Origin of the sequence: Serratia sp. BFP-2025, assembly GCF_050880365.1 — a bacterium.
Taxonomy (GTDB): domain Bacteria; phylum Pseudomonadota; class Gammaproteobacteria; order Enterobacterales; family Enterobacteriaceae; genus Serratia; species Serratia surfactantfaciens.
Genome location: NZ_JBPAFV010000001.1, coordinates 997,611 through 1,022,300 on the forward strand (window position 1 = coordinate 997,611; position 24,690 = coordinate 1,022,300).

General features: G+C 58.7%; 26 protein-coding genes and 1 pseudogene. 18 read left to right on the forward strand and 9 right to left on the reverse strand.

Annotated features, from left to right (window positions below; genetic code table 11):
* Nucleotides 1–404: 404 nt before the first annotated feature.
* A complete protein-coding gene (locus ACRAWE_RS04595) occupies nucleotides 405–1,337 on the reverse strand; it encodes a LysR family transcriptional regulator (RefSeq protein WP_432525003.1) in 933 nt (310 codons plus the stop codon).
* Between the two features lie 97 nt (nucleotides 1,338–1,434).
* Between ACRAWE_RS04595 and pcp the strand changes: the two genes are divergently transcribed.
* Nucleotides 1,435–2,082 (forward strand): pyroglutamyl-peptidase I, encoded by a 648-nt coding sequence (gene pcp / locus ACRAWE_RS04600; RefSeq protein WP_432525565.1) that lies wholly within the window; start codon nucleotides 1,435–1,437, stop codon nucleotides 2,080–2,082.
* A gap of 35 nt (nucleotides 2,083–2,117) precedes the next feature.
* Here pcp and ACRAWE_RS04605 read toward each other — a convergent pair whose 3' ends face one another.
* From ACRAWE_RS04605 to ydgT, 3 genes are all read right to left on the reverse strand, one after another.
* A complete protein-coding gene (locus ACRAWE_RS04605) occupies nucleotides 2,118–3,149 on the reverse strand; it encodes an NADP-dependent oxidoreductase (RefSeq protein WP_432525005.1) in 1,032 nt (343 codons plus the stop codon).
* A gap of 84 nt (nucleotides 3,150–3,233) precedes the next feature.
* The gene (uspC, locus tag ACRAWE_RS04610) at nucleotides 3,234–3,653 is read right to left on the reverse strand and encodes a universal stress protein UspC (protein ID WP_019452973.1); all 420 of its coding nucleotides are present in this window, start codon (nucleotides 3,651–3,653) and stop codon (nucleotides 3,234–3,236) included.
* A 197-nt stretch (nucleotides 3,654–3,850) separates the two neighbouring features.
* Nucleotides 3,851–4,066, reverse strand: coding sequence for a transcription modulator YdgT (gene ydgT / locus ACRAWE_RS04615; RefSeq protein ID WP_004934895.1), 216 nt, complete (start codon nucleotides 4,064–4,066; stop codon nucleotides 3,851–3,853).
* Between the two features lie 1,357 nt (nucleotides 4,067–5,423).
* Here ydgT and flhD point away from each other — a divergent pair.
* From flhD to ACRAWE_RS04700, 17 genes and pseudogenes are all read left to right on the forward strand, one after another.
* Complete coding sequence (gene flhD, locus ACRAWE_RS04620) at nucleotides 5,424–5,774, forward strand: flagellar transcriptional regulator FlhD (RefSeq protein WP_033643537.1); 351 nt, start codon at nucleotides 5,424–5,426, stop codon at nucleotides 5,772–5,774.
* A complete protein-coding gene (gene flhC / locus ACRAWE_RS04625; protein WP_019452971.1) occupies nucleotides 5,774–6,358 on the forward strand; it encodes a flagellar transcriptional regulator FlhC in 585 nt (194 codons plus the stop codon). The genes flhD and flhC overlap by 1 nt, the downstream gene beginning before the upstream one ends.
* A gap of 144 nt (nucleotides 6,359–6,502) precedes the next feature.
* The gene (gene motA / locus ACRAWE_RS04630) at nucleotides 6,503–7,393 is read left to right on the forward strand and encodes a flagellar motor stator protein MotA (RefSeq protein ID WP_015378266.1); all 891 of its coding nucleotides are present in this window, start codon (nucleotides 6,503–6,505) and stop codon (nucleotides 7,391–7,393) included.
* On the forward strand, nucleotides 7,390–8,466 hold the full coding sequence (gene motB / locus ACRAWE_RS04635; protein WP_019452969.1) for a flagellar motor protein MotB: 1,077 nt from the start codon (nucleotides 7,390–7,392) through the stop codon (nucleotides 8,464–8,466). The genes motA and motB overlap by 4 nt, the downstream gene beginning before the upstream one ends.
* A complete protein-coding gene (cheA, locus tag ACRAWE_RS04640) occupies nucleotides 8,463–10,478 on the forward strand; it encodes a chemotaxis protein CheA (RefSeq protein WP_370520157.1) in 2,016 nt (671 codons plus the stop codon). The genes motB and cheA overlap by 4 nt, the downstream gene beginning before the upstream one ends.
* A 32-nt stretch (nucleotides 10,479–10,510) precedes the next feature.
* Nucleotides 10,511–11,011 (forward strand): chemotaxis protein CheW, encoded by a 501-nt coding sequence (gene cheW, locus ACRAWE_RS04645; RefSeq protein ID WP_004934876.1) that lies wholly within the window; start codon nucleotides 10,511–10,513, stop codon nucleotides 11,009–11,011.
* Between the two features lie 195 nt (nucleotides 11,012–11,206).
* Nucleotides 11,207–12,877 (forward strand): methyl-accepting chemotaxis protein, encoded by a 1,671-nt coding sequence (locus ACRAWE_RS04650; RefSeq protein WP_074053877.1) that lies wholly within the window; start codon nucleotides 11,207–11,209, stop codon nucleotides 12,875–12,877.
* A gap of 76 nt (nucleotides 12,878–12,953) precedes the next feature.
* A complete protein-coding gene (locus tag ACRAWE_RS04655) occupies nucleotides 12,954–14,579 on the forward strand; it encodes a methyl-accepting chemotaxis protein (protein ID WP_432525010.1) in 1,626 nt (541 codons plus the stop codon).
* Nucleotides 14,580–14,607: 28 nt separating this feature from the next.
* Nucleotides 14,608–15,480, forward strand: a complete 873-nt coding sequence (gene cheR / locus ACRAWE_RS04660) for a protein-glutamate O-methyltransferase CheR (protein WP_025159837.1) — start codon at nucleotides 14,608–14,610, stop codon at nucleotides 15,478–15,480.
* Nucleotides 15,480–16,529 carry a protein-glutamate methylesterase/protein-glutamine glutaminase gene (locus tag ACRAWE_RS04665; protein ID WP_016927288.1) on the forward strand — a complete coding sequence of 350 codons (1,050 nt, stop codon included), beginning with the start codon at nucleotides 15,480–15,482 and terminating at the stop codon, nucleotides 16,527–16,529. Before cheR ends, ACRAWE_RS04665 begins: the two co-directional genes overlap by 1 nt.
* A gap of 102 nt (nucleotides 16,530–16,631) precedes the next feature.
* Complete coding sequence (gene cheY, locus ACRAWE_RS04670; protein ID WP_004934862.1) at nucleotides 16,632–17,021, forward strand: chemotaxis response regulator CheY; 390 nt, start codon at nucleotides 16,632–16,634, stop codon at nucleotides 17,019–17,021.
* 10 nt (nucleotides 17,022–17,031) lie between these two features.
* Nucleotides 17,032–17,676, forward strand: a complete 645-nt coding sequence (gene cheZ, locus ACRAWE_RS04675) for a protein phosphatase CheZ (protein WP_004934858.1) — start codon at nucleotides 17,032–17,034, stop codon at nucleotides 17,674–17,676.
* 125 nt (nucleotides 17,677–17,801) lie between these two features.
* Entirely contained in the window at nucleotides 17,802–18,035 is a 234-nt protein-coding gene (gene vapB / locus ACRAWE_RS04680; protein ID WP_019452964.1) for a type II toxin-antitoxin system VapB family antitoxin, read from the forward strand.
* A pseudogene (gene vapC / locus ACRAWE_RS04685) lies at nucleotides 18,035–18,434 on the forward strand (type II toxin-antitoxin system tRNA(fMet)-specific endonuclease VapC). The gene vapB and the pseudogene vapC overlap by 1 nt, the downstream one beginning before the upstream one ends.
* A 129-nt stretch (nucleotides 18,435–18,563) precedes the next feature.
* Nucleotides 18,564–19,715, forward strand: coding sequence for a flagellar biosynthesis protein FlhB (gene flhB / locus ACRAWE_RS04690; protein ID WP_019452962.1), 1,152 nt, complete (start codon nucleotides 18,564–18,566; stop codon nucleotides 19,713–19,715).
* Nucleotides 19,708–21,786: a flagellar biosynthesis protein FlhA gene (gene flhA, locus ACRAWE_RS04695; protein WP_019452961.1), complete on the forward strand. Its 2,079-nt coding sequence runs from the start codon at nucleotides 19,708–19,710 to the stop codon at nucleotides 21,784–21,786. Before flhB ends, flhA begins: the two co-directional genes overlap by 8 nt.
* The gene (locus ACRAWE_RS04700) at nucleotides 21,786–22,190 is read left to right on the forward strand and encodes a flagellar protein FlhE (protein WP_019452960.1); all 405 of its coding nucleotides are present in this window, start codon (nucleotides 21,786–21,788) and stop codon (nucleotides 22,188–22,190) included. The genes flhA and ACRAWE_RS04700 overlap by 1 nt, the downstream gene beginning before the upstream one ends.
* A 2-nt stretch (nucleotides 22,191–22,192) precedes the next feature.
* Here ACRAWE_RS04700 and ACRAWE_RS04705 read toward each other — a convergent pair whose 3' ends face one another.
* The 5 genes from ACRAWE_RS04705 to flgA form a co-directional block, all read right to left on the reverse strand.
* Nucleotides 22,193–22,495, reverse strand: coding sequence for a helix-turn-helix domain-containing protein (locus ACRAWE_RS04705; RefSeq protein ID WP_033632742.1), 303 nt, complete (start codon nucleotides 22,493–22,495; stop codon nucleotides 22,193–22,195).
* The gene (locus ACRAWE_RS04710; RefSeq protein WP_211129848.1) at nucleotides 22,492–22,863 is read right to left on the reverse strand and encodes a type II toxin-antitoxin system RelE/ParE family toxin; all 372 of its coding nucleotides are present in this window, start codon (nucleotides 22,861–22,863) and stop codon (nucleotides 22,492–22,494) included. Before ACRAWE_RS04710 ends, ACRAWE_RS04705 begins: the two co-directional genes overlap by 4 nt.
* 230 nt (nucleotides 22,864–23,093) lie before the next feature.
* Entirely contained in the window at nucleotides 23,094–23,528 is a 435-nt protein-coding gene (locus ACRAWE_RS04715; protein WP_019452958.1) for a flagella synthesis protein FlgN, read from the reverse strand.
* A gap of 40 nt (nucleotides 23,529–23,568) precedes the next feature.
* Nucleotides 23,569–23,880: a flagellar biosynthesis anti-sigma factor FlgM gene (gene flgM, locus ACRAWE_RS04720; RefSeq protein WP_019452957.1), complete on the reverse strand. Its 312-nt coding sequence runs from the start codon at nucleotides 23,878–23,880 to the stop codon at nucleotides 23,569–23,571.
* A 129-nt stretch (nucleotides 23,881–24,009) separates the two neighbouring features.
* The gene (gene flgA / locus ACRAWE_RS04725) at nucleotides 24,010–24,663 is read right to left on the reverse strand and encodes a flagellar basal body P-ring formation chaperone FlgA (protein ID WP_019452956.1); all 654 of its coding nucleotides are present in this window, start codon (nucleotides 24,661–24,663) and stop codon (nucleotides 24,010–24,012) included.
* Nucleotides 24,664–24,690 lie beyond the last annotated feature (27 nt).

A 24,690-nucleotide genomic window follows, 5' to 3' on the forward strand; every position in this document is an offset into this window, starting at 1 on the left:
ACACAAAGGCACGATTTGTGCAGTCTACAATAGAGCTTCGCATTTGCAAAATAGCCTTGTGGATCAATGCTCAATTCGTTAACTCGCTCACGATCCTGTTTTTTATTATCTAAAACATATAGATACACTTAGATCATTTTTTATCTCAAATTATTGGGAAATTGGTAATACCATGAAGTAAATGTGTAACACTTAAGTCAAGGTGTTTATAAAACAACTCTTTTTTTTCGTGAAAAAAGTCACTGATTGTTTTTTATCCTTACCATTCGTCAGTTAAAGATGATCAAATATATAAATTTACTGAATGTGAATTCGGATGATTCCTATTTGGCGGACGCAAAAAGGCACCGCAACGGGCCTTTGCGCGTGTATTTGAGCGGTTGATAATGCAGCGAATGCCGCCGTTAATTTGAGCGGGGGGCGAGGGGAAGTTGGCCTATCAGATCGCAAAGCCAGATTAAGGCCGGGTCGCGTTGTGCCTGCCGACCGGCGATCAGTTCAATGGGAAAAGGGGCGATGGCCAACTCGTCAGGCAGCGGGAGAAAGCGTACGCGTTGCGGATCGGAAAAACGTCGGGCCACGCTGGCGGCCAGGGTGGCGATCAGATCGCTGTCGGCAACCACGGCCGGCAGGGCTACAATATGTGAAAAGGTTGCGGCGACGCGCCGCTGGCCGCCGATTTCCGCCAGACGTCGGTCGACCAATCCTCTGGCGGAACCGTCGTCTGCCGGTGCGTACAGCCCGTGCGGCAGGCTGAGGTAGCGGGCCAGATCCCAACGACCGTCTGCCAGCTGCGGATGTGTGCGGCTGGCGATACACACCAGATGCTCTTCAAACAGCGCGTGCACATAGTGGCTTTCAGCGCCGGAAAGATGCCCTCCCAACGCGATGTCCACCTCGCCGCTTTCCAACTGCCGGTAAATATTGCGGCGATCCAGGCGCGAAACGCGAATATCGATACCGGGTGCCGCCTGACGCAACCGGCTGATGATGGCGGGCAGCAGCAAAATATCGGCATAGTCGCCGGCGGCCAGCGTAAAGCGCCGTTGCCCGGCGGTGGCCGGATCGAAACGCGTTGGGGGAGCTAACGCAAGATGGATCTGTTCAAGCACCTGCTGTATCTGCGGCATGAGTTGGTGGGCGCGCGGCGTAGGCGCCATGCCGCCGCCGCCGCGAACAAACAGCGGATCGTTCAGCAGAATGCGCAGCCGCGCCAGCGCATTGCTGACGGAGGGTTGAGCGCGGTTAAGGCGCCGGCCTGCGGCGGTAACGTTACGCGTCTGATACAACGCTTCAAACACCACCAGCAAGTTGAGATCGACGTTGGCTAAATTCATTTTATGAATACTCTATATATAGATAATCCATTTCCAGAATCATACTGCGTTCACTAGGCTGGTAGCACACGAATTTAGCCTTCAAGCAGGGGAAATGATGAACAAAGTGTTGGTAACCGGTATTGAGCCGTTCGATGGCGATGCGGTAAATCCTTCCTGGCAGGTCGCGCAGGCGTTGGCCGGTGAGCGAAGCGGCGGCGCGGAGATCATAGTGCGTGAATTGCCTTGCGTGCTGGGTGAAGCCAATCAGCGGCTAATCGCGGCGATTGAGGAACTGCAGCCGCTGGCGGTGATCTGTCTGGGCCTGGCCGGCGGCCGGGCCGAAATATCCCTGGAGCGGGTGGCCATCAATCTGATCGATGCCCGCATCCCCGATAATGCCGGCAAACAGCCGATTGATGTGCCGGTGGTCGCCGGCGGCCCGGTGGGCTACTTCAGCACGTTGCCCGTCAAGGCTGCGGTACAGCAACTGCGCCGGCAGGGGATCCCGGCGGCGGTTTCTTACACGGCGGGCACCTATAACTGCAACCATATTTTTTACGGTTTGCGCCACTATCTGCAGACGCATCGCCCGGCGGTCAGCGCCGGGTTCGTGCATATCCCGTACAGTCATGAGCTGGCGGCGGCGCATCCGGGCAAGCCGAGCATGGCGTTGGCGACGATGGTTGAGGCCGTGCGCACTATCGTAGAGGTCACGTTGACGGTTGAGGAAGATGTGCGATTCGGCGACGGTGCCATACATTAAAGAAGGGGGCGTGGCGCACCACGCCCAGCTGCGGGTTATTCGTCGGCGACGCGAATCACCAGTTTGCCGAAGTTTTTGCCTTGCAGCAGACCGATAAACGCCTGGGGCGCCTGCTCCAGTCCGTCGACGATGTCCTCGCGGAACTTGATTTTCCCCTGCTCGACCCAACCGCTCATCTGTTGCAGGAATTCATCAAAGCGTGAGCCGTAGTCATCGAAGATGATAAAGCCCTGCATGCGGATGCGTTTACGCAGAATCAGCCCCTCCAGCAGCGGCAAACGGTCCGGCCCGGCGGGTAATCCGGTGGCATTGTAATGGGCGATGATGCCGCAGACCGGAATGCGCGCTTTGGTGTTCAATAGCTGCAGCACGGCGTCGAATACCGCGCCGCCGACGTTTTCATAATAGATGTCGATACCCTGTGGGCAGGCGGCGGCCAGCTGTTCGGCAAAGTCGGGGGCACGGTGATCGATACAGGCGTCAAAACCCAATTCTTCCACCACATAGCGGCATTTTTCCGCGCCGCCGGCAACGCCGACCACGCGGCAGCCTTTCAGCTTGCCGATTTGGCCGACCACCGAGCCGACCGCACCGCTGGCGGCGGCTACCACCAGCGTTTCGCCCGCCTGGGGTTGGCCGATGTCGAGTAATCCCATATAAGCGGTGAAGCCCGGCATGCCCAGCACGCCGAGCAGGCGGGAAGGGTGCGCCAGGTGCGGGCCGAGATTGCGCAGGCCGCTACCGTCGGACAGCGCGTAATCCTGCCAACCGTCATAGCCCAACACCCAATCGCCAACCTTGAAATCGGGATGCTGTGAGGAGGCCACGCGCGATACCGTTCCGCCGACCATCACCTGGCCGATCTCCACCGGCGGCGCATAGGAGGGGGCATCGCTCATGCGGCCGCGCATATAAGGATCCAATGACAGATAAACGGTGCGCAGCAACAGCTGGCCGGTACCGGGTTGCGGCGTGGCAACCGTGTCGAGACGGAAGTTCGTCGCCGTCGGTTCACCGTGCGGGCGCGAGGCCAGCAGGAAGCGACGGTTCTGTTGAGAAGGGGACATCGAAAGCTCCTTTGCGTTGCGACAGACAGGTTGGTTAAGCCTAGTCCAGGGGCGGCAAGGCAACGTTACCGAATGTGCTTAGCGTTAGAGCGGCACGATCAACACGTCGATATGGCTGATGTTGATGAAGCGGGCGGCGGAACAGGAGACTTTGTTCATCATGCCGTCGCGATGATTGCCGCAGAGCAGCAGGTCGAACGGCCGACGGCGGCTGGCGAATGCCAGGCTGTCGCCCAACTCGCCGTGTACGATCAGCGTATCGGCGATCGGATAATCCGCGCGTTGGCGCAGTTCCTCCATAAACAACCGGGTTTCTTCCTCCATCAGCGTGCGCAAATCGCCGAGCATCGGCCCGGCGAAGTTATTGTACATTTCCGGATTGGCGAGGGTGCTGAGCAGCGTGATGTTGCCGCCATAGGGGCGGACGATGGAGACGGCCTTTTCCACCAGGCGGTGACTGTCAGGCGCGACGGCGACGGTGACCAGAACGTTTTGATACCCCATATCCCACTCCTTGTTGTATCCGTCGTGTTTCAGGCTGCCGCGTCGGTGGCCTTAGAGAAAATGCTACGCTCGGATAAAGGGTAGAACCTGGCGGGCGTAATAAATGTGTTTCGCATCACGCGCGGCAATAAAAGCTGAGTTTGCCCGGTTATATAGCAATAAAAGATAAAACCGTTGCCGCACGTAATTCCACTGAATTAAAGCACCTGCGCCCACAGCGTTTTCGGCACCTTGCCCAGATCGAACAATTTACCTGCAACCAGTTCGGCGCGACGGTGGTCTGCAGCGCGGTACATATTGCTCATTTCTGTATCATTTTCAATGGAGTAGTTCAGTTTGTCGTACACCTTCTCCAGGCTGTCCAAAGAGGAGCATTTACGGAATGTCAGCAGATATTCGAGCGTATCGGTCATGATTAAAATATAGCCTGTTAATAGTTAAAGCCGGGTGAATAACACATCAGCGACTCTCGGCGATGCCGTCGAGGCAGCGATGTACGACCTGACAAAAATCATTTCAAGTAGATAAATTGCACTGGGTAATAATTGAGACACCGCCTGAGGCGGAGCGTTGCTAAATCATAATATGCCGGTGCGCTGTCAGCAATCTCATCCTGCTGATAAATGGAGAATTAGGGAAAGTCTCAGGTGAGGCTGCACGGGGAGGGGATGAAACCGTAGGGTTGCGGCGGCGTGTAGAGGCGCGGTAGCGCGTTTTCGCCCTGGGAAGGGGATTTCTTCCTTTTTTAGCAAGACCGCTACGGCGTTGTCCGGCTTTTGGCGTTGCCGCTCGCGCTGAAACGTCGTCTCATTGGCCTGAGGGTTTTGAGGAGAAAAACAAAACTGCGTTTTATTTTATTGCAGTGAAGTGATGGGCGCGCGGGGTATTTTAATAATTCACAGTTCTGCGTGATAATTAAAGCGGCGACAAAAAAGAAATAAAAAAGCATTAAAGTTTTACGATGCGCTGCCGATATGTCGTTCTGGCACTTTTTAACGTAAAAATGGCATTCTTGCGTCAGGCTAATACGGAAACATATCGTTACGTCTGTTGGCTTGTTCACAACGTCAGCGAATCATTGATAAGCCCTAATCACCTTATGTTGAAAATTAGAGCAGCCCGAAGCGAGGGGCTTAAGTCAAATCTGAAAGGTAATAACCTTATAGTTTACGTTGGTTATTTTTCATCTTGGATATTTTTTAGCAACGTAATTGGTTATTTATACTGAGTTTGTCGCCTATATACAGATTTTTGTTCTGTTATTTTGGTTTGGTGATGCTTTTGTTCGAATTGATCTAAAAAAGATAATTTTTTGGCTTATAAACATTGTTTTTAAGACGTTTTTTTACCTATGGCTATTTTGTGAGCGAAAATGAGGTCAATAAATGTGCGCATTTAGTCGTATTTGGCTTAAATATTTTTTATTTTTGTGATCTATGTCACATTGTATTTAAAATTGCCTCTCACTTACATTGTGTGTGCTAATGGTTCGGGGGTAGAGTTGCGTTGCTTTAGGAATAATCTTATTAAATTTGTAAAAATAGTTTCATGGTGGCTAAACACTATCGAAGCAAAATGCTGTACATCCATACACGTAGGTTTACGCTCGTAGCAAATACTGAACAGTGGTCGAATTTAGCGATTGGCGAAAGTTATAGCGGTCGTTTTTGAGAGATTAATTTGCCAACTTTGGGAAAAAACCCAGGTCACGGGCGATAAAATTTATCACCCAGCGTATGTTTTTAAACATAGTCTGTCGGGATGGGGAATATGGGTACGTCTGAATTACTTAAGCATATTTATGACATCAATTTGTCATATTTACTTTTAGCACAACGTTTGATCAACGATGAAAAAGCGTCCGCGATGTTCCGCCTTGGTATCGATGAAACCATGGCTGACGCGTTGGCGCAGCTGACTTTGCCGCAAATGGTTAAACTGGCTGAGACCAACCAGCTGGTTTGCCACTTCCGCTTTAACGATCACCAGACCATCGAACGCCTGACCAAAGAGTCGCGCGTCGACGATCTGCAACAAATCCATACCGGCATTTTGCTATCAAGCCATTTACTGCAAGAGCTATCGAGTAAAGACGCTAGCCCGACGAAGAAAAGAGCCTGATGATGGTTGAGAAAAGTATTGTTCAAGAAGCCAAGGACATTCAGCTCGCGATGGAGCTGATTTCACTGGGAGCCCGTTTGCAGATGCTGGAGAGCGAGACCCAGCTCAGCCGCGGGCGCTTGATTAAACTTTATAAGGAGTTGCGCGGCAGTCCGCCGCCGAAAGGGATGTTGCCGTTCTCAACCGACTGGTTTATGACCTGGGAACAAAATATTCACTCTTCGATGTTTTACAACGCTTACCTGTTCCTGATGAAAAGTGGGCAGTGCAGCGGAGTGGAGGCGGTGATTAAAGCTTATCGCCTCTATCTGGAACAATGTCCCCAGCAGGCCGGCGATGCGCCGCTGCTGGCGTTGACGCGCGCCTGGACGCTGGTGCGTTTCGTCGACAGCGGCATGCTGCAACTCTCCGCCTGCAGCTGCTGCGGCGGCGCATTTATCACCCATGCGCACCAGCCGCTGAATGGTTTCATCTGCAGTTTATGCCAACCCCCATCCCGCGCAGTAAAAAGACGTAAACTTTCGCCGCAACTGGCCGATATTATTCCTCAACTGCTGGACGAGCAGGTCAAACGCGCCATTTGAGCCGCCACGTTGCCGGCTCTCGGCAATGAACACCGACGTGTGATACGCAGGGGCGGCATGCCGCCCCCAGACATGCCGCCTGGTCTGTTGGCCAGGGCGCGTTTGCCCCACCTTCCATCCACATTGTTAATTTAAGGAATGCGTGTGCTAGTTATTTTGGGTTATCTCGTGGTATTGGGTGCGGTGTTTGGCGGCTACCTGATCGTGGGCGGTCATCTCGGCGCGTTATATCAGCCGGCTGAATTTCTGATCATCGGCGGGGCGGGCGTCGGCGCTTTCATCGTCGGCAACAACGGCAAGGCGATCAAGGCCACGCTGCGCGCGTTGCCACGCCTGATGCGGCGCTCCAAATACAACAAAGATCTGTACATGGATCTGATGGCGCTGCTGTTCCGCCTGCTGGCCAAATCGCGTCAGCAGGGCATGCTGTCGCTCGAGTTCGACATCGATAATCCGCAAGAAAGTGAAATTTTCTCTAATTATCCGCGCATCCTTGCCGATAACACCCTGGTGGAGTTCATTACCGACTATTTACGGCTGATGGTGAGCGGCAATATGAATGCGTTCGAGATCGAAGCGCTGATGGACGAAGAGATCGAAACCTACGAGCAGGAAAGTGAAGTGCCCGCCGGCAGCCTGGCGATGGTGGGCGATTCCTTGCCTGCGTTCGGTATCGTCGCGGCGGTGATGGGGGTGGTGCACGCTCTGGCTTCGGCTGACCGTCCGGCCGCTGAGCTGGGGGCGCTGATCGCCAACGCCATGGTCGGTACTTTCCTCGGCATTCTGTTGGCCTACGGCTTTATCTCGCCGCTGGCCACGTTGCTGCGCCAGAAGAGCGCCGAAAACGTCAAGATGATGCAGTGCATCAAGGTCACGCTGCTGTCGAGCCTGAACGGTTATGCCCCGCAGATCGCGGTCGAGTTCGGCCGTAAAACACTGTATACCACCGAGCGTCCTTCTTTCGTTGAGCTGGAAGAACATGTGCGCCGCGTGAAAGCGCCGGCACAGCAGGCGACGGAAGAAGAAGAAGCATGAAACAGAATCACCCGGTCGTCCTGGTCAGAAAGCGCAAGTCGCATCATGCCGCCCATCACGGCGGCTCCTGGAAGATTGCCTATGCCGACTTTATGACGGCGATGATGGCATTCTTCCTGGTGATGTGGCTGCTGGCGATCGCCAGCCCGCAGGAGCTGACGCAAATCGCCGAATACTTCCGCACGCCGCTCAAGGTTGCCCTGACCAGCGGCGACAAGAGCAGTTCCGAAAGCAGTCCGATTCCGGGCGGCGGCGACGATCCGACGCAACAGCACGGCCTGGTGAAAAAACAGGTCGATTCGCCGGACAAGCGCGCCGAAGAGCTGCGGCTGAACAAGCTGCGCGAAAAGCTGGATGAACTGATTGAGTCCGATCCGCGCCTGAAGGCGCTGCGTCCGCATCTGCTGATCAACATGATGGACGAGGGGCTGCGCATCCAGATTATCGATAGCCAGAATCGGCCGATGTTCAAAACCGGTAGCGCGCAGGTCGAGAGCTACATGCGCGATATTCTGCGGGCGATAGCCCCGATTCTGAACGATCTGCCGAACAAGATCAGCCTGTCCGGCCATACCGATGATATCCCTTACGCCACCGGCGAGCGCGGCTACAGCAACTGGGAACTGTCGGCCGATCGCGCCAACGCCTCCCGACGCGAGCTGATCGCCGGCGGTCTGGCGGAAGGCAAGGTGCTGCGAGTGGTGGGCATGGCGGCCACCATGAGCCTGAAACAGCACGGCGCCGATGACGCGATCAACCGTCGCATCACCGTGCTGGTGCTGAATAAGCAAACGCAAGAAGGCATCGAACACGAAAATGCTGAAGGCAACGCGGTGGATATCGCCCAGCCGGACAGCCTGAAGCAGCTGGCACCGTCGGCGACTGCGCCGGCCAGCCAAACGCCGGAACCCCAGGCGGCAACGCCGACCGATCCAACGCCGCTGCCGGCGGCGGATCCCGACGGTCAATTGCAGGCATCCCCGGCGCTAGCCACGGCCGGTCAAACGCCGGAACAGCCGGCAGCCGCGCCCGCACCGACTAACCGCGACTCACAGCCAGAGGTGACCCCGTGAGCATGGACATTAGCGATTTTTATCAGACCTTCTTTGATGAGGCGGACGAGTTGCTGGCCGACATGGAGCAACACCTGCTGGAGCTGGATCCGCTGGCCCCCGATATCGAGCCGTTGAACGCCATCTTCCGCGCGGCGCATTCGATCAAGGGCGGGGCGGCGACCTTTGGTTTTTCGGTGCTGCAGGAAACCACCCACCTGCTGGAGAACCTGCTGGACGGTGCAAGGCGCCAAGAAATGAGCCTGAGCACCGAGATTATCAACCTGTTTCTGGAAACCAAAGACATTATGCAGGAGCAACTGGACGCCTATAAGACCTCGCAACAGCCTGACGCTGAAAGCTTTGAATACATTTGCCAGGCGCTGCGTCAGCTGGCGTTGGAAGCGCAACAGCAGCAGGAGGCGCCCGCGGCTCAGCCGGTCGTTCAGCAGCCCGTTGTGCAGCCAGCGGCCGCGCCGGCGGCGATCGAAGGCGGTATGCGCATCAGCCTGAACGGGCTGAAAGCCAGTGAAATCCCGTTGATGTTGGAAGAGCTGGGCAACCTCGGCGAGGTTAAAGACCCTCATCAGACGGAGCACAGTCTGGACGTAACGTTGCTCACCTCCGCCAGCGAGGACGACATCAGCGCCGTGCTGTGCTTCGTGCTGGAACCGGAACAAATCAGCTTCTCGACGCCGACGCAGAGTGCGCCGGTCGTCGCGGCAGCGAACTCGCCGGAGGCGGTCGTTGCGCCAGAGCCGGCGCCGGTTACGAACGCCGCGCCGCCTGCCGCCAAACCGGCCGCCGCGCAGGCGGAAGCGCCGAAAGCGCGCGCCAAGGCGAGCGAGTCCACCAGCATTCGCGTAGCGGTGGAAAAGGTGGATCAACTGATCAACCTGGTGGGCGAGCTGGTGATCACCCAGTCGATGCTGGCGCAACGCTCCGGCACGCTGGATCCGGTGAACCACGGCGACCTGCTGAACAGCATGAGCCAGCTGGAGCGTAACGCGCGCGATCTGCAGGAGTCGGTGATGTCGATCCGCATGATGCCGATGGAATATGTCTTCAGCCGCTATCCGCGTCTGGTGCGCGATCTGGCCGGCAAGCTGAACAAACAGGTGGAGCTGACGCTGCAGGGCAGTTCCACCGAACTGGACAAGAGCCTGATCGAACGCATTATCGATCCGCTGACGCACCTGGTGCGCAACAGCCTCGATCACGGCATCGAAGAGCCGGCCACCCGCATCGCCGCCGGCAAGTCGGCGGTGGGCAATCTGGTGCTGTCTGCCGAACATCAGGGCGGCAACATCTGCATTGAGGTCATCGACGACGGCGCCGGGCTGAACCGCGAAAAAATTCTCGCCAAGGCCGCGTCGCAAGGGCTGGCGGTCAGTGACAGCATGAGCGACGAAGAGGTCGGCATGCTGATCTTTGCGCCGGGCTTCTCCACCGCCGAACAGGTGACCGACGTTTCCGGCCGCGGCGTCGGCATGGACGTGGTGAAACGGAACATTCAGGAGATGGGCGGTCACGTCGAGATCCGCTCGCAGGCCGGCAAAGGCACCACCATCCGTATCCTGCTGCCGCTGACGCTGGCGATCCTCGACGGCATGTCGGTTAAGGTGAACGACGAAGTCTTTATCCTGCCGCTGAACGCGGTGATGGAGTCGCTGCAGCCGCAGGCGGAAGACCTGCATCCGTTGGCCGGCGGCGAACGCGTGCTGCAGGTGCGCGGCGAATACCTGCCGCTGGTGGAGCTGTATCGGGTGTTCGAAGTGGAAGGCGCCAAAACCGACGCCACGCAGGGCATCGTCGTTATCCTGCAAAGCGCCGGCCGCCGCTATGCGTTGCTGGTGGATCAGCTGATCGGCCAGCATCAGGTGGTGGTGAAGAATCTGGAAAGCAACTACCGCAAAGTGCCGGGCATCTCCGCCGCGACCATTTTGGGCGACGGCAGCGTGGCATTGATCGTCGATGTCTCGGCGTTGCAAACCTTGAACCGTGAAAAGCGTCTGACGGACGCCGCCGCATAATAATGAGTTTATTGATTTAAAAGGTGAATGATATGGCAGGATTGGCAGCCGTCAGCAAATTGGCTGGCGAAACGGTAGGGCAAGAGTTTCTGATTTTTACCCTGGGCAACGAGGAGTACGGCATCGATATCCTCAAGGTGCAGGAAATTCGCGGCTACGATCAGGTAACCCGCATCGCCAACACCCCGGCGTTCATCAAGGGCGTTACTAACCTGCGCGGCGTGATCGTGCCGATCATCGATCTGCGGGTGAAGTTCTCGCAGCAGAGCGTGTCTTACGATGAGAACACCGTGGTGATCGTGCTGAACTTTGGCCAGCGCGTGGTGGGCATCGTGGTCGACGGCGTTTCCGACGTGCTGTCGTTGACCGCCGATCAGATCCGCCCGGCGCCGGAGTTTGCGGTGACGCTGGCGACCGAATACCTCACCGGCCTCGGTTCGCTGGGCGAGCGCATGCTGATCCTGGTGGATATCGAAAAGCTGCTGAGCAGCGAAGAGATGTCGCTGGTCGACAGCGTGGCGAAAAGCGTCTGATTCAAGACCCAAGGGGGCAGGGCGCTGCCCCCTATCACCTTCACTTTCCATGACTTGCCGCGACGCCGCAGGCCGTGCCCTGAACCCCCACTAAAAATAGTTACTTTCCCGCATAAAGTTTTGCCGCGCTGCGCCGATAACTCTCACATTCAACGTCATCAAAGCCTGTCTGCGCGGGCTTCAACAAGGGAAATCATGTTAAATCGTATGAAGGTGGTCACCAGCCTGTTGCTGGTGTTGGTGCTGTTTGGCGCCTTGCAGTTGATTTCGGGCGGACTCTTTTTCTCCTCGCTGAAAAGCGATAAGGAAAACTTTACCGTCCTGCAAACTATCCGTCAGCAGCAGCTGCAGCTGAGTGAAAGCCGCGTTGACCTGCTGCAGGCGCGCAACTCGCTGAACCGCGCCGGTATTCGTTACATGATGGATACCAATAAGATCGGCAGCGGCGCCACCATTGATGAACTGCTGGCCAAGGCGAAAGAAGAGCTGGCCGAGGCGGAAAGACACTACGCCGCGTACGAGAAAATCCCTCAGGATCCGCGTCAGGATCCTCAGTCGGCAGAGCGCGTGAAGCAGCAATACGACATTCTGTACGGCGCGCTTTCCGAACTGATCCAGCTGCTGGGCGAAGGCAAGATCAACGCCTTCTTCGATCAGCCTACGCAGAGCTACCAGGACAACTTTGAGCAGAGCTACAACGTTTACCTGGAGCAAAACGGCAAGCTGTACCAAATCGCGGTCGACGGCAGCAACAGCTCCTACAACTCGGCCATTTGGACGCTGATCGTGGTGCTGGTGGTGGTGCTGGCGGTGATCGTACTGGCCTGGACCGGTATCCATCACATCCTGGTGCGTCCGCTGAATCGCATGATCGACCACATCAAACAGATCGCCGCCGGCGACCTGACTCAACAGATCGTCGTCACCAGCCGCAACGAAATGGGCGTGCTGGCAGCCAGCCTGAAACACATGCAAAGTGAGCTGATCGAAACCGTCAGCGGCGTGCGTCAGGGCGCAGACGCCATCTACAGCGGCGCGTCTGAAATCGCCGCAGGCAACAACGATCTCTCCTCCCGTACCGAGCAGCAGGCCGCTTCGCTGGAAGAGACCGCCGCCAGCATGGAGCAGTTGACCGCGACGGTGAAACAGAACGCCGAAAACGCCCGTCAGGCCTCTCAGCTGGCGCTGAGCGCCTCCGAAACCGCGCAGAAAGGCGGCAAGGTCGTGGCTAACGTGGTGCAGACCATGCACGACATCGCCGGCAGTTCACAGAAGATCGCCGATATTACCGGTGTGATCGACGGTATCGCTTTCCAGACCAACATCCTGGCGTTGAACGCCGCGGTGGAAGCGGCGCGCGCCGGCGAACAGGGCCGTGGCTTCGCGGTGGTGGCCGGTGAAGTGCGCAACCTGGCGCAGCGCAGCGCACAGGCGGCGAAAGAGATCAAAGGCCTGATTGAAGACTCGGTCAGCCGCGTCGATATGGGTTCCGTGTTGGTCGAGAGCGCCGGCGAAACCATGGGCGACATCGTCAACGCCGTTACCCGTGTGACCGACATCATGGGCGAAATCGCGTCGGCTTCGGACGAGCAGAGCCGTGGCATCGATCAGGTTGGCCAGGCGGTGGCGGAAATGGACCGCGTGACCCAGCAGAACGCCTCTTTGGTAGAAGAATCTGCCTCGGCGGCGGCGGCGCTGGAAGAACAGGCCAGCATGCTGACCCAGTCGGTGGCGGTATTCCGCCTGAGGTCGGAAGGCCAGGAAGAGTTTAAAGCGCCTGTCACCAGCAAGGCGACGGTAACACCGGTAATCAATCATAAGAAAATGAACGCCAGCGATCTGCAGGATAACTGGGAAACGTTCTGACCGGTATCGGGCCTCTCTCGCAGAGGCCCTTTTCCCTACGTAGGCCGGTCGCCGGCCGGCTGCAAGGAGGTTCACAGTGTTTAACCGAATCCGTATCTCTACCAGCTTGTTCCTGTTGTTGATGACCTTTTGCGTTCTGCAGTTGGCCAGCAGCGGCCTGTCGTATTCCGCGTTTCGCTCCGATAACCACAACCTCGACATCATCACCCTCGGCAGCCAGCAGCGCGATTCGCTCAGCCTGAGCTGGGTGTCGCTGTTGCAGGCGCGTAATACGCTGAACCGCGCCGGCACCCGCGCGGCGCTGAAGCTGCCGCAGGAGCAGGTGAACGAATTGATGAGCAGCGCCCGCAGTTCGCTGCAGAAGGCCGATCTCTATTTCAATCAGTTCATGGCGGTTGAGCGCAGCAGTGAGCAACAGAGCCAGCAGACGGCAACGACCAAGGCCAGCTACGAGCGGCTGCGCGGCGCGCTGCGCGAGCTGATCGGCTTCCTGGAGAAGGGGGAGCTGCAGGCATTTATGGATCAGCCGACGCAGAAAACCCAGGACCTGTTCGAGGCCGACTTCGTGCAGTACCTGCAGCTGGTCAACGGCGACATCAGCGAAGCCAGAGACGCCAACCAGTTCTCCTTCACGCTGGCGGGCCTGATGCTGGTGGGGGCGGTCTTGATGCTGATCGTGGTGACCGGCAGCGCCATGTGGTGGTTGCGTACCATGCTGGTGCAGCCGCTGAACCAAATCCGCAGCCACTTTGAACGTATCGCCGCCGGCGATTTGGCGACGCCGATTCAGGTGTATGGCCGCAATGAAATCAGCATGCTGTTCGCCAGCCTGCAACGCACGCAGCAGTCGCTGATCGGCACCGTCGGCGCGGTGCGCGACGGGGCGGAATCGATTTTGATCGGCCTGCAGGAGATCTCCGAAGGCAACAACGATCTCTCTTCCCGCACCGAGCAGCAGGCTGCTTCGCTGGAAGAGACCGCCGCCAGCATGGAGCAACTGACCGCGACGGTGAAACAGAACGCCGACAATGCGCGGCAGGCGTCTCAGCTGGCGCGCGACGCCTCGGCCACGGCGGCCAAGGGCGGTGAACTGGCCGGTGACGTGGTCACCACCATGCACGATATCGCCAACAGCTCGCAGAAAATCGGTGCCATCACCAGCGTGATCGACGGCATCGCCTTCCAGACCAACATTCTGGCGCTCAATGCGGCGGTGGAAGCGGCGCGTGCCGGTGAACAGGGGCGCGGTTTCGCCGTGGTCGCCGGTGAAGTGCGCAACCTGGCGAGCCGCAGCGCCCAGGCGGCGAAAGAGATCAAGGTACTGATCGACGAATCGGTCAGCCGCGTCAAACACGGCTCGGTGCTGGTGGAAAATTCCGGCGCCACCATGCAGGACATCGTACGTTCGGTGACCCGCGTCACCGACATCATGGGCGAGATCGCGTCGGCTTCGGATGAGCAAAGCCGCGGCATCGAGCAGGTGACGCAGGCGGTGACCCAGATGGACCAGGTCACCCAACAGAACGCCGCGCTGGTGGAAGAGTCCGCCTCTGCCGCCACCGCGCTGGAAGAGCAGGCTATTACCTTGGCCGATGCGGTCGCGGTATTCCGTCTGGCGGACGATAACTTCGTCGCGCCAGGTAACAGCAACAACGCAGTTTCATCCGTGGTAAAGGAAGCCCAAGATTGTCAAACCGCATAAACAGCACGTTTTTCCCCGGTGAGGCGGCATGAAACAGGCGCCGTCAACTTCTAACCGGGATACTGCGTCGATGTTGACGCAAATGGTGCAGCGCCTGCCGCTGTCGGACGTGCATTTCCGTCGTATCAGCCAGTTGATTTATCAACGCGCCGGCATCGTGCTGGCGGAGCATAAGCGTGAGATGGTTTACAACCGTCTGGTGCGCCGATTGCGGCTGCTGGGATTGCACGACTTCGGCGACTATCTGGCGCTGCTGGAAAGCGATCCGAACAGCGCGGAATGGCAGGCGTTCATCAACGCGTTGACCACCAACCTGACGGCATTTTTCCGCGAGGCGCATCACTTCCCGATCCTGGCGGAGCATGCGCGCTCACGGCCGAACGGCTACAGCGTCTGGAGCACTGCGGCCTCGACCGGCGAAGAGCCGTATTCGATCGCCATCACGCTGAGCGATGCCTTGGGGCAGCGGGCCGGCAGTTGCCAGGTCTGGGCCAGCGACATCGATACGCAGGTGCTGGAAAAAGCGGAGGCGGGCGTTTACCGCCAGGAAGATCTGCGCACCCTGACGCCGACCCAAATGCAGCGCTATTTTCTGCGTGGCACCGGGCCGCATCAGGGGCTGGTGCGGGTGCGGCCGGAACTGGCGGCGCGGGTGAACTTTCAGCCGCTGAACCTGCTGGCGCCGGAGTGGGCGCTGCCGGGGCAGTTCGACGCCATTTTTTGCCGCAACGTCATGATCTATTTCGATAAGGCGACGCAGGAGCGCATCCTGCGCCGCTTCGTTCCCTTGCTTAAGCCGGGGGGGCTGATGTTCGCCGGCCACTCCGAGAACTTCAGCCAGATCAGCCGGGATTTCTACTTGCGTGGGCAGACCGTGTATGGGCTGACCAAGGAGAGGTAATGAGTAAAATCAGAGTGTTATGCGTAGACGATTCGGCACTGATGCGTCAGCTGATGACGGAAATCGTGAACGGCCATGCCGATATGGAAATGGTGGCGACCGCGCCGGATCCGCTGGTTGCGCGCGATCTGATCAAAAAATTTAATCCTCAGGTGCTGACGCTGGACGTCGAGATGCCGCGCATGGACGGACTGGATTTCCTCGAGAAACTGATGCGCCTGCGGCCGATGCCGGTGGTGATGGTCTCTTCGCTGACCGGCAAAGGCTCGGAGATCACGCTGCGCGCGCTGGAGCTGGGCGCGGTGGATTTCGTCACCAAACCGCAGCTCGGCATTCGCGAGGGCATGCTGGCCTACAGTGAGCTGATCGCCGAGAAGATCCGCACCGCGGCCAGGGCGCGCCTGCCTCAGCGCTCGAGCAGCCCGGCGCCGGCGATCCTCAGCCATGCGCCGCTGCTGAGCAGTGAAAAACTGATCGCCATCGGCGCCTCCACCGGCGGCACCGAAGCGATCCGCCAGGTGCTGCAGCCGCTGCCGGCCACCAGTCCGGCGCTGCTGATCACGCAACACATGCCGCCGGGATTCACCCGTTCGTTCGCCGAACGGCTGAACAAACTGTGCCAGATCACGGTGAAAGAAGCGGAGGACGGCGAGCGCGTGCTGCCGGGCCACGCCTATATCGCACCGGGGGACCGCCATCTGGAGCTGGCGCGCAGCGGCGCCAACTATCAGGTGAAGCTGCATGACGGCCCGGCGGTCAACCGCCATCGCCCGTCGGTCGATGTGCTGTTCCGCTCGGTGGCGCAATACGCCGGCCGCAATGCGGTGGGGGTGATCCTCACCGGCATGGGCAACGACGGTGCGGCGGGGATGCTGGAGATGCATCGCGCAGGGGCTTATACCCTGGCGCAGAACGAGGCGAGCTGCGTGGTGTTCGGCATGCCGCGCGAGGCGATCGCCAGCGGCGGCGTCAGCGAAGTGGTCGAGCTGGACAGAATGAGCCAACGGATGCTGGCGCAGATTGCCGGCGGCCAGGCATTGCGTATTTAATTTTAGTCCGCCGGGGTTACCCGGCGGCGATATGACCCACGGCCGCCGCGCGGCGGCCTGCGGTTTTGCATCATTAAACGGTTAACTATTTCAGGAGTAACAATGGCAGACAAGAACCTCAGATTTCTGGTTGTGGACGACTTCTCCACCATGCGTCGCATCGTCAGAAATTTGCTGAAAGAGCTGGGCTTCAACAATGTCGAAGAAGCTGAAGACGGGGCGGATGCGCTGAACAAGCTGCGCGCCGGTGGTTTCGACTTCGTGGTGTCCGACTGGAACATGCCGAACATGGACGGGCTTGAACTGTTGCAAACCATCCGCGCCGACAGCGCGCTGGCCGCGATGCCGGTACTGATGGTGACCGCGGAAGCCAAGAAAGAAAATATCATCGCGGCGGCGCAGGCCGGCGCCAGCGGTTATGTAGTGAAACCATTTACGGCGGCGACGCTGGAAGAAAAGCTCAACAAGATTTTTGAAAAATTGGGCATGTAAGGAGAGGGCGATGAGAGACATTCCAATGCCTGCCAGCGATGCAGCGACCGCGGGAGAGATCATCTCCCGCATCGGCCAACTGACCCGAATGCTGCGCGACAGCATGCGCGAACTGGGGCTCGATCAGGCGATCGCCCAGGCGGCAGAGGCGATCCCGGATGCGCGCGACCGTCTTGACTATGTCGTAACCATGACGGCGCAGGCGGCGGAACGGGCGTTGAACTGCGTAGAGGCGGCGCAACCGCGCCAGGCGGAGCTGGAATCCGGCGCTAATGCGTTGAAAGGGCGCTGGGACGAGTGGTTCGCCAATCCCATCGAACTGGACGACGCACGTTCTCTGGTCAACGACACGCGCCAGTATCTGGATCAGGTGCCGGGCCATACGGCCTTCACCAACGCCCAGCTGCTGGAGATCATGATGGCGCAAGATTTCCAGGATCTGACCGGTCAGGTAATCAAGCGCATGATGGACGTGGTGCAGGAGATCGAAAAGCAGCTGCTGATGGTACTGATGGAAAACATGCCGGAGCAGCCGGTGAAGGAAAAACGGCCGAACGACAGCCTGCTGAACGGTCCGCAGCTCGACCAGAACGGCGTCGGCGTGATCGCCAATCAGGCGCAGGTCGACGATCTGCTCGACAGCCTCGGTTTCTGAGGCTTTTCGGGGCGCGCGACGGCGCGCCCCGAAAGTTGCGCAGCGTCGCGCAAAGATTGGAGTATATAGCGTTGCTATATACATTGTGGCGATTATAATTTGTACTCCAGTTAAAGGAGGTCGCCATGACGTTAGGTTCTGTCTTTACCAATAATCGGACGCAGGCCGTGCGCTTGCCTGCAGAGGTGCGTTTCCCCGATACCGTTTCTAAAGTGACCGTCCGCGTGGTGGGCAAAGAGCGCATTCTTGCGCCGGTGGAGAATACCTGGGACAGTTTCTTCTGCGCGGAAAATGAGGTGAGCGATGACTTCCTCAATGAACGTGCCGGGCAACACCAGCGTGAGCGGGAAGAGTTTTGATGTTCAGCCATATGCTGGACACCAATATTGTTATCTATGTCATCAAGCGCCGGCCTCTGGAAGTGCTGGAGGCGTTCAATCGCTATGCGGGCAAAATGGTCATTTCGTCGGTCACCTATGGCGAATTGGTTCACGGAGTGGAGAAAAGCTCGCGTCCGGCGGTTAACGCCAGAGTGGTTGAGGATTTTGTCTCCCGATTGGACATTCTCGATTACGGCGCCAAAGCGGCTTCGCACTACGGCAACATTCGGGCTGCGCTGGAACGTCAGGGAACGCCTATTGGCGTAAACGATCTGTATATCGCCGGGCATGCGCGCAGCGAAGGATTGATTCTGGTGACCAATAACCGACGCGAATTTGAGCGCGTTAGATGGCTTACGGCTGGAAAATTGGCTGTAACGTCCTCCCCTTGATTGCCTCATCCCCCAAATAACCCGCCTTTTTCCTCGTTGTTCCCCCAATGACATCGCCAATTTTTTGGCATGCTGACCGCCATTCTTTACCCTCCCGACACAGGAACGGCGTTTCGTGGCTGAAGACAGCGATCTGGAAAAAAGCGAGGCCCCCACGCCCCACAGGCTGGAGAAGGCGCGTGAAGACGGCCAGATCCCGCGCTCGCGTGAGCTGACCTCGGTACTGATGCTGCTCTCCGGCCTGGCGATTATCCTGATGTCCGGCAGCAACATGGCGCAACAGCTGGCGGCGATGCTCACGCAAGGTCTGAACTTCGATCACGGCATGGTCAGCAACGATAAACAGATGCTGCGCCAATTGGGCATGTTGCTGCGCCAGGCGGTGCTGGCGCTGCTGCCGATCATGGCGGGGCTGGTGCTGGTGGCGCTCGCCGCGCCGATGTTGCTGGGGGGCATTTTGTTCAGCGGCAAGTCGATCAAGTTCGATTTGAAGCGGCTGAACCCGCTATCCGGGTTGAAGCGCATCTTTTCTACCCAGGTGCTGGCCGAGCTGCTGAAAGGGATCCTGAAAGCGACGCTGGTCGGTTGGGTGACCGGCCTCTATCTGTGGCACAACTGGGCGGCGATGCTGCATCTGATGACTCAGCAACCGCTCGATGCGCTGGGCAACGCGCTGCAGATGATTCTGTTCTGCGGCTTTCTGGTCGTGCTGGGATTGACGCCGATGGTGGCATTCGACGTGTTTTATCAGCTGTGGAGTCACTTCAAGAAGCTGAAGATGACCAAGCAGGATATTCGCGACGAGTTCAAAGACCAGGAAGGGGACCCGCACGTGAAGGGGCGCATTCGTCAGCAGCAGCGGGCGATCGCCCGCCGCCGCATGATGGCCGATGTGCCCAAGGCGGACGTGATCGTCACCAACCCGACGCACTACGCCGTCGCGTTGCAGTACAACGACAAAAAAATGAGCGCGCCGAAAGTGCTGGCCAAAGGGGCCGGCGAAATCGCCTTGCGCATTCGCGAACTCGGTGCGGAACACCGCATCCCGATGCTGGAGGCGCCGCCGCTGGCGCGCGCGCTGTATCGGCACAGCGAGATCGGACAACATATTCCGGCCACCCTGTATGCCGCGGTCGCCGAAGTGCTGGCCTGGGTGTACCAACTGCGCCGCTGGCGGCGCGAGGGCGGCCTGATCCCGAAAAAACCTGAACGTTTACCGGTGCCGGAAGCACTGGATTTTGCGAGAGAGAGTGACTCTGATGGCTAATTTGGCCTCCCTGCTTCGTTTGCCGGGCAATTTTAAAGATACGCAGTGGCAGGTGCTGGCCGGCCCGGTGTTGATCCTGTTGATTCTGTCGATGATGGTGCTGCCGTTGCCGGCGTTCATCCTTGATCTGCTGTTTACCTTCAACATCGCGCTGTCGATCATGGTGCTGCTGGTGGCGATGTTCACCCAGCGCACGCTCGAGTTCGCCGCTTTCCCGACCATCCTGCTGTTCTCCACATTGCTGCGTTTGTCGCTCAACGTCGCGTCAACGCGCATCATCTTGTTGGAAGGGCATACCGGCTCCGCCGCCGCCGGCCGCGTGGTGGAAGCCTTCGGCCACTTCCTGGTGGGGGGCAACTTCGCCATCGGCATCGTGGTGTTCATCATCCTGGTGCTGATTAACTTTATGGTCATCACCAAAGGTGCGGGGCGTATCGCCGAAGTGGGCGCGCGCTTCGTGCTGGACGGCATGCCGGGCAAACAGATGGCGATTGACGCCGATCTGAACGCCGGATTGATCGGCGAAGACGAAGCGAAGAAACGCCGCGCCGAAGTTACCCAAGAGGCCGATTTCTACGGCTCGATGGACGGTGCCAGTAAATTCGTGCGCGGCGACGCCATCGCCGGCCTGATGATCATGGTGCTGAACGTAGTCGGCGGCCTGTTGGTCGGCGTGGTGCAACACGGCATGGAGCTGGGGGCGGCGGCGGAAAGCTATACGCTGCTGACCATCGGTGATGGCCTGGTGGCACAGATCCCGGCGTTGGTGATCTCCACCGCCGCCGGCGTTATCGTCACCCGCGTAGCGACCGATCAGGACGTCGGCGAGCAGATGGTAGGCCAGCTGTTCAACAATCCGCGCGTGATGCTGCTGAGCGCCGGGGTGCTGGGGCTGTTGGGCCTGGTGCCGGGCATGCCGAACCTGGTGTTCCTGCTGTTTACCGCCGCTTTGCTGGGCCTGGCCTGGTGGCTACGCGGCCGTGAACAACAGGCGCCGAAGACGGTAGAGGCGCCGGTGATGCCGGAGAATCCGCAGGCTGCCGAAGCCAGCTGGGCCGACGTGCAGTTGGAAGACCCGTTGGGGATGGAAGTGGGCTACCGGCTGATTCCGATGGTCGATTTTCAGCAGAACGGCGAGCTGCTTGGGCGTATTCGCGGCATCCGCAAGAAATTCGCGCAGGACATGGGCTATCTGCCGCCGGTGGTACACATTCGCGATAATCTGGAACTGCCGCCTGCCAGCTACCGCATCCTGATGAAAGGCGTCGAGATCGGCAGCGGCGAAGCGCAACCGGGCCGCTGGCTGGCGATCAACCCCGGCAATGCCGTAGGCGAGCTGGCGGGTGATAAAACCGTCGATCCGGCCTTTGGGCTGGAAGCGGTGTGGATCGACAGCGCCTTGCGCGAGCAGGCGCAGATCCAGGGCTTTACCGTGGTGGAGGCCAGCACCGTGGTGGCGACGCACCTCAATCACCTGATCGGTCAGTTCGCCAGCGAACTGTTTGGCCGCCAGGAAGCTCAGCAACTGCTGGACCGCGTTTCGCAGGAAATGCCGAAGCTGACCGAAGACTTCGTGCCGGGCGTGGTGTCGCTGACCACGCTGCACAAGGTGTTGCAAAACCTGTTGGCCGAGCGCGTTTCCATTCGTGATATGCGCACCATCGTCGAAACGCTGGCGGAGCATGCCCCGGCGCAGAGCGATCCTTATGAATTGACCACCGTGGTGCGGGTGGCACTGGGCCGGGCTATCACGCAGCAGTGGTTCCCGGGCAACGGCGAGATTCAGGTTATCGGGCTGGATACCCAGCTGGAGCGCCTGTTGCTGCAGGCGTTGCAAGGCGGCGGTGGCCTGGAGCCAGGTCTGGCCGACCGCCTGTTGGATCAGGCGCGCCAGGCGTTGCAGCGACAAGAGATGCTCAGCGCGCCGCCGGTGCTGCTGGTCAACCATGCGCTGCGGGCCTTGCTGGCGCGCTTCTTGCGCCGCAGTTTGCCGCAGATCGTGGTGCTGTCCAACCTGGAGATCAACGACGATCGCCAGATTCGCATGACCTCGACCATCGGAGCCGCCTGATGAAACGCCGTTTGTGCTTGCTGGGTTTGTTGGCGCCGCTTGCCGCTGGCGCGGTGTCTGGTTCCTGGGTGGCGGAAGGGGCGGGCGTTACGCTGGAACAGGGCGGCATGCGCGATGAGTCCGCCGGTTTGCGGCCGCCGAACGCACTGCCGGACGCCAACGCGCGCATCACCAGCGTCAGCTGGCGCTACCGTTTGCTGGGGCCGGAACCGGTGGGCCTGCAGGCGCAGCTCTGCACGGTGAACCGCTGCATTCCGCTGGGCGGCGGTAGCGGTAGCAGCATCGGTCTGCAGGGCGAGCCGGCCAATGCGGAATTGCGCTTTGTCTATTACGTGCAGTCGCAAGGCGGGTTGAACCCGCCGCTGCGGGTGATTGGCAATCAGGTGATCGTCAATTACCAGTAGGATCAGGCCAAAATTTGCAGGCCGTTGCGTTCCACCAACGTCAACAGCTTCATCGCGGCGGAGTTCGGTTGCGCTTCGCCGCGCTCCCATTTCTGCACCGCTTTTTTGCTGACGTTGAGATACAGCGCGAACACTGGCTGACTGACGTTTTCCCGTTCGCGCAGCGCGCGGATCTCGGCCGGCCCGAACTGTTTCACCGGCCGCAGGCACAGCATGTCGAAGGTGCGCATGGTCACGTCATCGACGAAACCGGCGCGATGCAGGCCCTGAACTTCCTGGTGGATCGATTTCAGCATCTTGCTCATAGTTGTAACCTTATTAATTCCCCGCAGTTGACCAGTTGATACAGCCTGAATGGTGAATAATCCAGATACAGCGCCGCCAAATGCCGCCAGGAAATTAACTCATCCTGATTGATGTTGTCTCTTTCGTTTTTGGCAAAGCCATACATGAAAAAGATCCTGCCTTCATCTGCCGTTGCGATTAATACCCGATACCTGCGCCGTTTTCCACTCCCCATCCGGGCGATGCGTTTTTTGTAAACGCAACCACCGAGATTGGCGTCGTACAACTGATTTTGCATCTCTTGCGCCGCTTTCACTATCGTGGCGTCACTGATGCGTTCGTCGCTGGCAAATGTCTGGAAGGCTTTTGTGAGATAAATGTCGGTCATTCACTCTCCATGTGAAAATATACCCTTAATGGGTATAGATCAAGATGTTTAACGACCGAGCTAAGATGACGAAATAGGGAGTGATGGGGAACAGGCAAATATCCGTTCTGCGCAGCCTGGCGCATAACGTTAAGGGAACTCAGAAAACGACAAGGGGAAAATGCGAAGGGAGGCGCAAAAGCCGATAAAGCTGCGCCCGGCGACACGTACACCGGGCGAAATGGGGCAGGTCAGACGCCGATTTTTCTGCCGAGCAGGCTGCCGACGTGCGACTGGCCGTCCGGGCCATACAGCGATTTGTTGTTTTTGCTGAGGATCGACAGCGCCTGGGCGTTATGGTCGATCTGCTGATTGAGCAGCAGGCCATTGTGCTGGTTCTTCTCGCGCAGCGTTTGGCTCAGCAACTGAACGCGCTGCCAGCGATCGGCCAGGGGCGCATGGCTGGCGTAAGGGGCGCGTTGCCCGCAGGCTTTCTCCTGCCCCAGACGCTGCTGCTCGAGATAGGCGACCGTTGCCAGCAGTTGGCTTTTGGCGTCGGTGACGCGCTGCAATGCCACACCGGGCAGTTGACCGGCACACAGCAAGTCGTGCTCTTCCTCCAGCACGCCATTGAGCGCCTGCAGGGTTTCCAACAGTTTATCCAGCAGTTGTGCCAGGTTTTCCATAGTGATGACTTATCCTTTACCGCTACCCGCCGCCGCGCTGTCAGTCGCGGCCGGCGATCCATTGAATATCGCTCTGCGCGTCTTGCAGCAGCGCGTCGGCGATTTTGCCGGCGTCCATTTTCAGTTCACCGTTGCGGATCGCCTGCTTGATGGCTTCGACCCGGCCCATATCGATATCCTGGGTGCCCGGCTGCATCAGGCGTGCCTGCGCCTCGCTCAGTTTGACCTGGGTGCCGCTGACGGCGGTTTCGGCCACGGCGGCCTTACGCGGTTGGAGCGGGTTGTCGGCCGGGGTTTCACGCGGTTGCACAGTGGAAACCGGCTGTAACCGCTGGGTGCGATCGATACTCATGGTCCATCTCCGTTTACGCCGTCGCCGCTTGCGGTCGACGACGCTGCAATGAAAGTGTTGCGGCCCTGGTGGCCAATAAAATGCTGCTTGATTTGTCTTATCGGCAAGGTTGGCGGAACCTTTACTTTTTTATAACGTAATGCGAATCGCGCCGTCGTCCCCGACCACGCCGCTGACGATCTGCCCGGACGCCATGCGCACGCGCACGCTGTCTTCGGCGGCGGCGTTGTTCATCGCCTTACCCGCACCGCTGATGTTAAATCCTTCGCCCTGCGCGGTGACCTGCACCGGTTGCCCGGCTTTAATAAGCCAGGCGCGGCGCAGCATGGCGAGCGTCAGCGGCTGGCCGGGGCTGATATTGCGCAGGCTGACGGCGCCTAACGCTTTGCCCGGTTCGGTCAGCGCGCGCGGCGGCAGGGTATCGAGCCGACCCTGCTTCAACGTCAGATCCGCCGCCGTCAATCGGGCGCCGGCGCTGATGCCGCGTGCCGACACGAGATAACGGCCGAACACTTGCACCTGCGTCTGAATAAAACGCCGCTCCTGGCCACAGCGCGCCGAAATGCTGACATTGCCGCCGATCCGCGCATTGGGCGACAGCGACAGCTGCGGCAGTTCGCAAGCGGGCCATTGGTTCGGCGGCGTGCGCACCCGCACTTTCACCTGCACCGGTTCGCCGTTGAATTTGCCTTTGATGAAGCTTTCGATTTGCGTCGCCAGATCGTCGGCGCGCGCGTTCAGACTGCACAGCAGGCCGATAAGCAGCAGCATTTTACCTTTCATCGTCATCTTCTCAAGCTTCATCGGGAT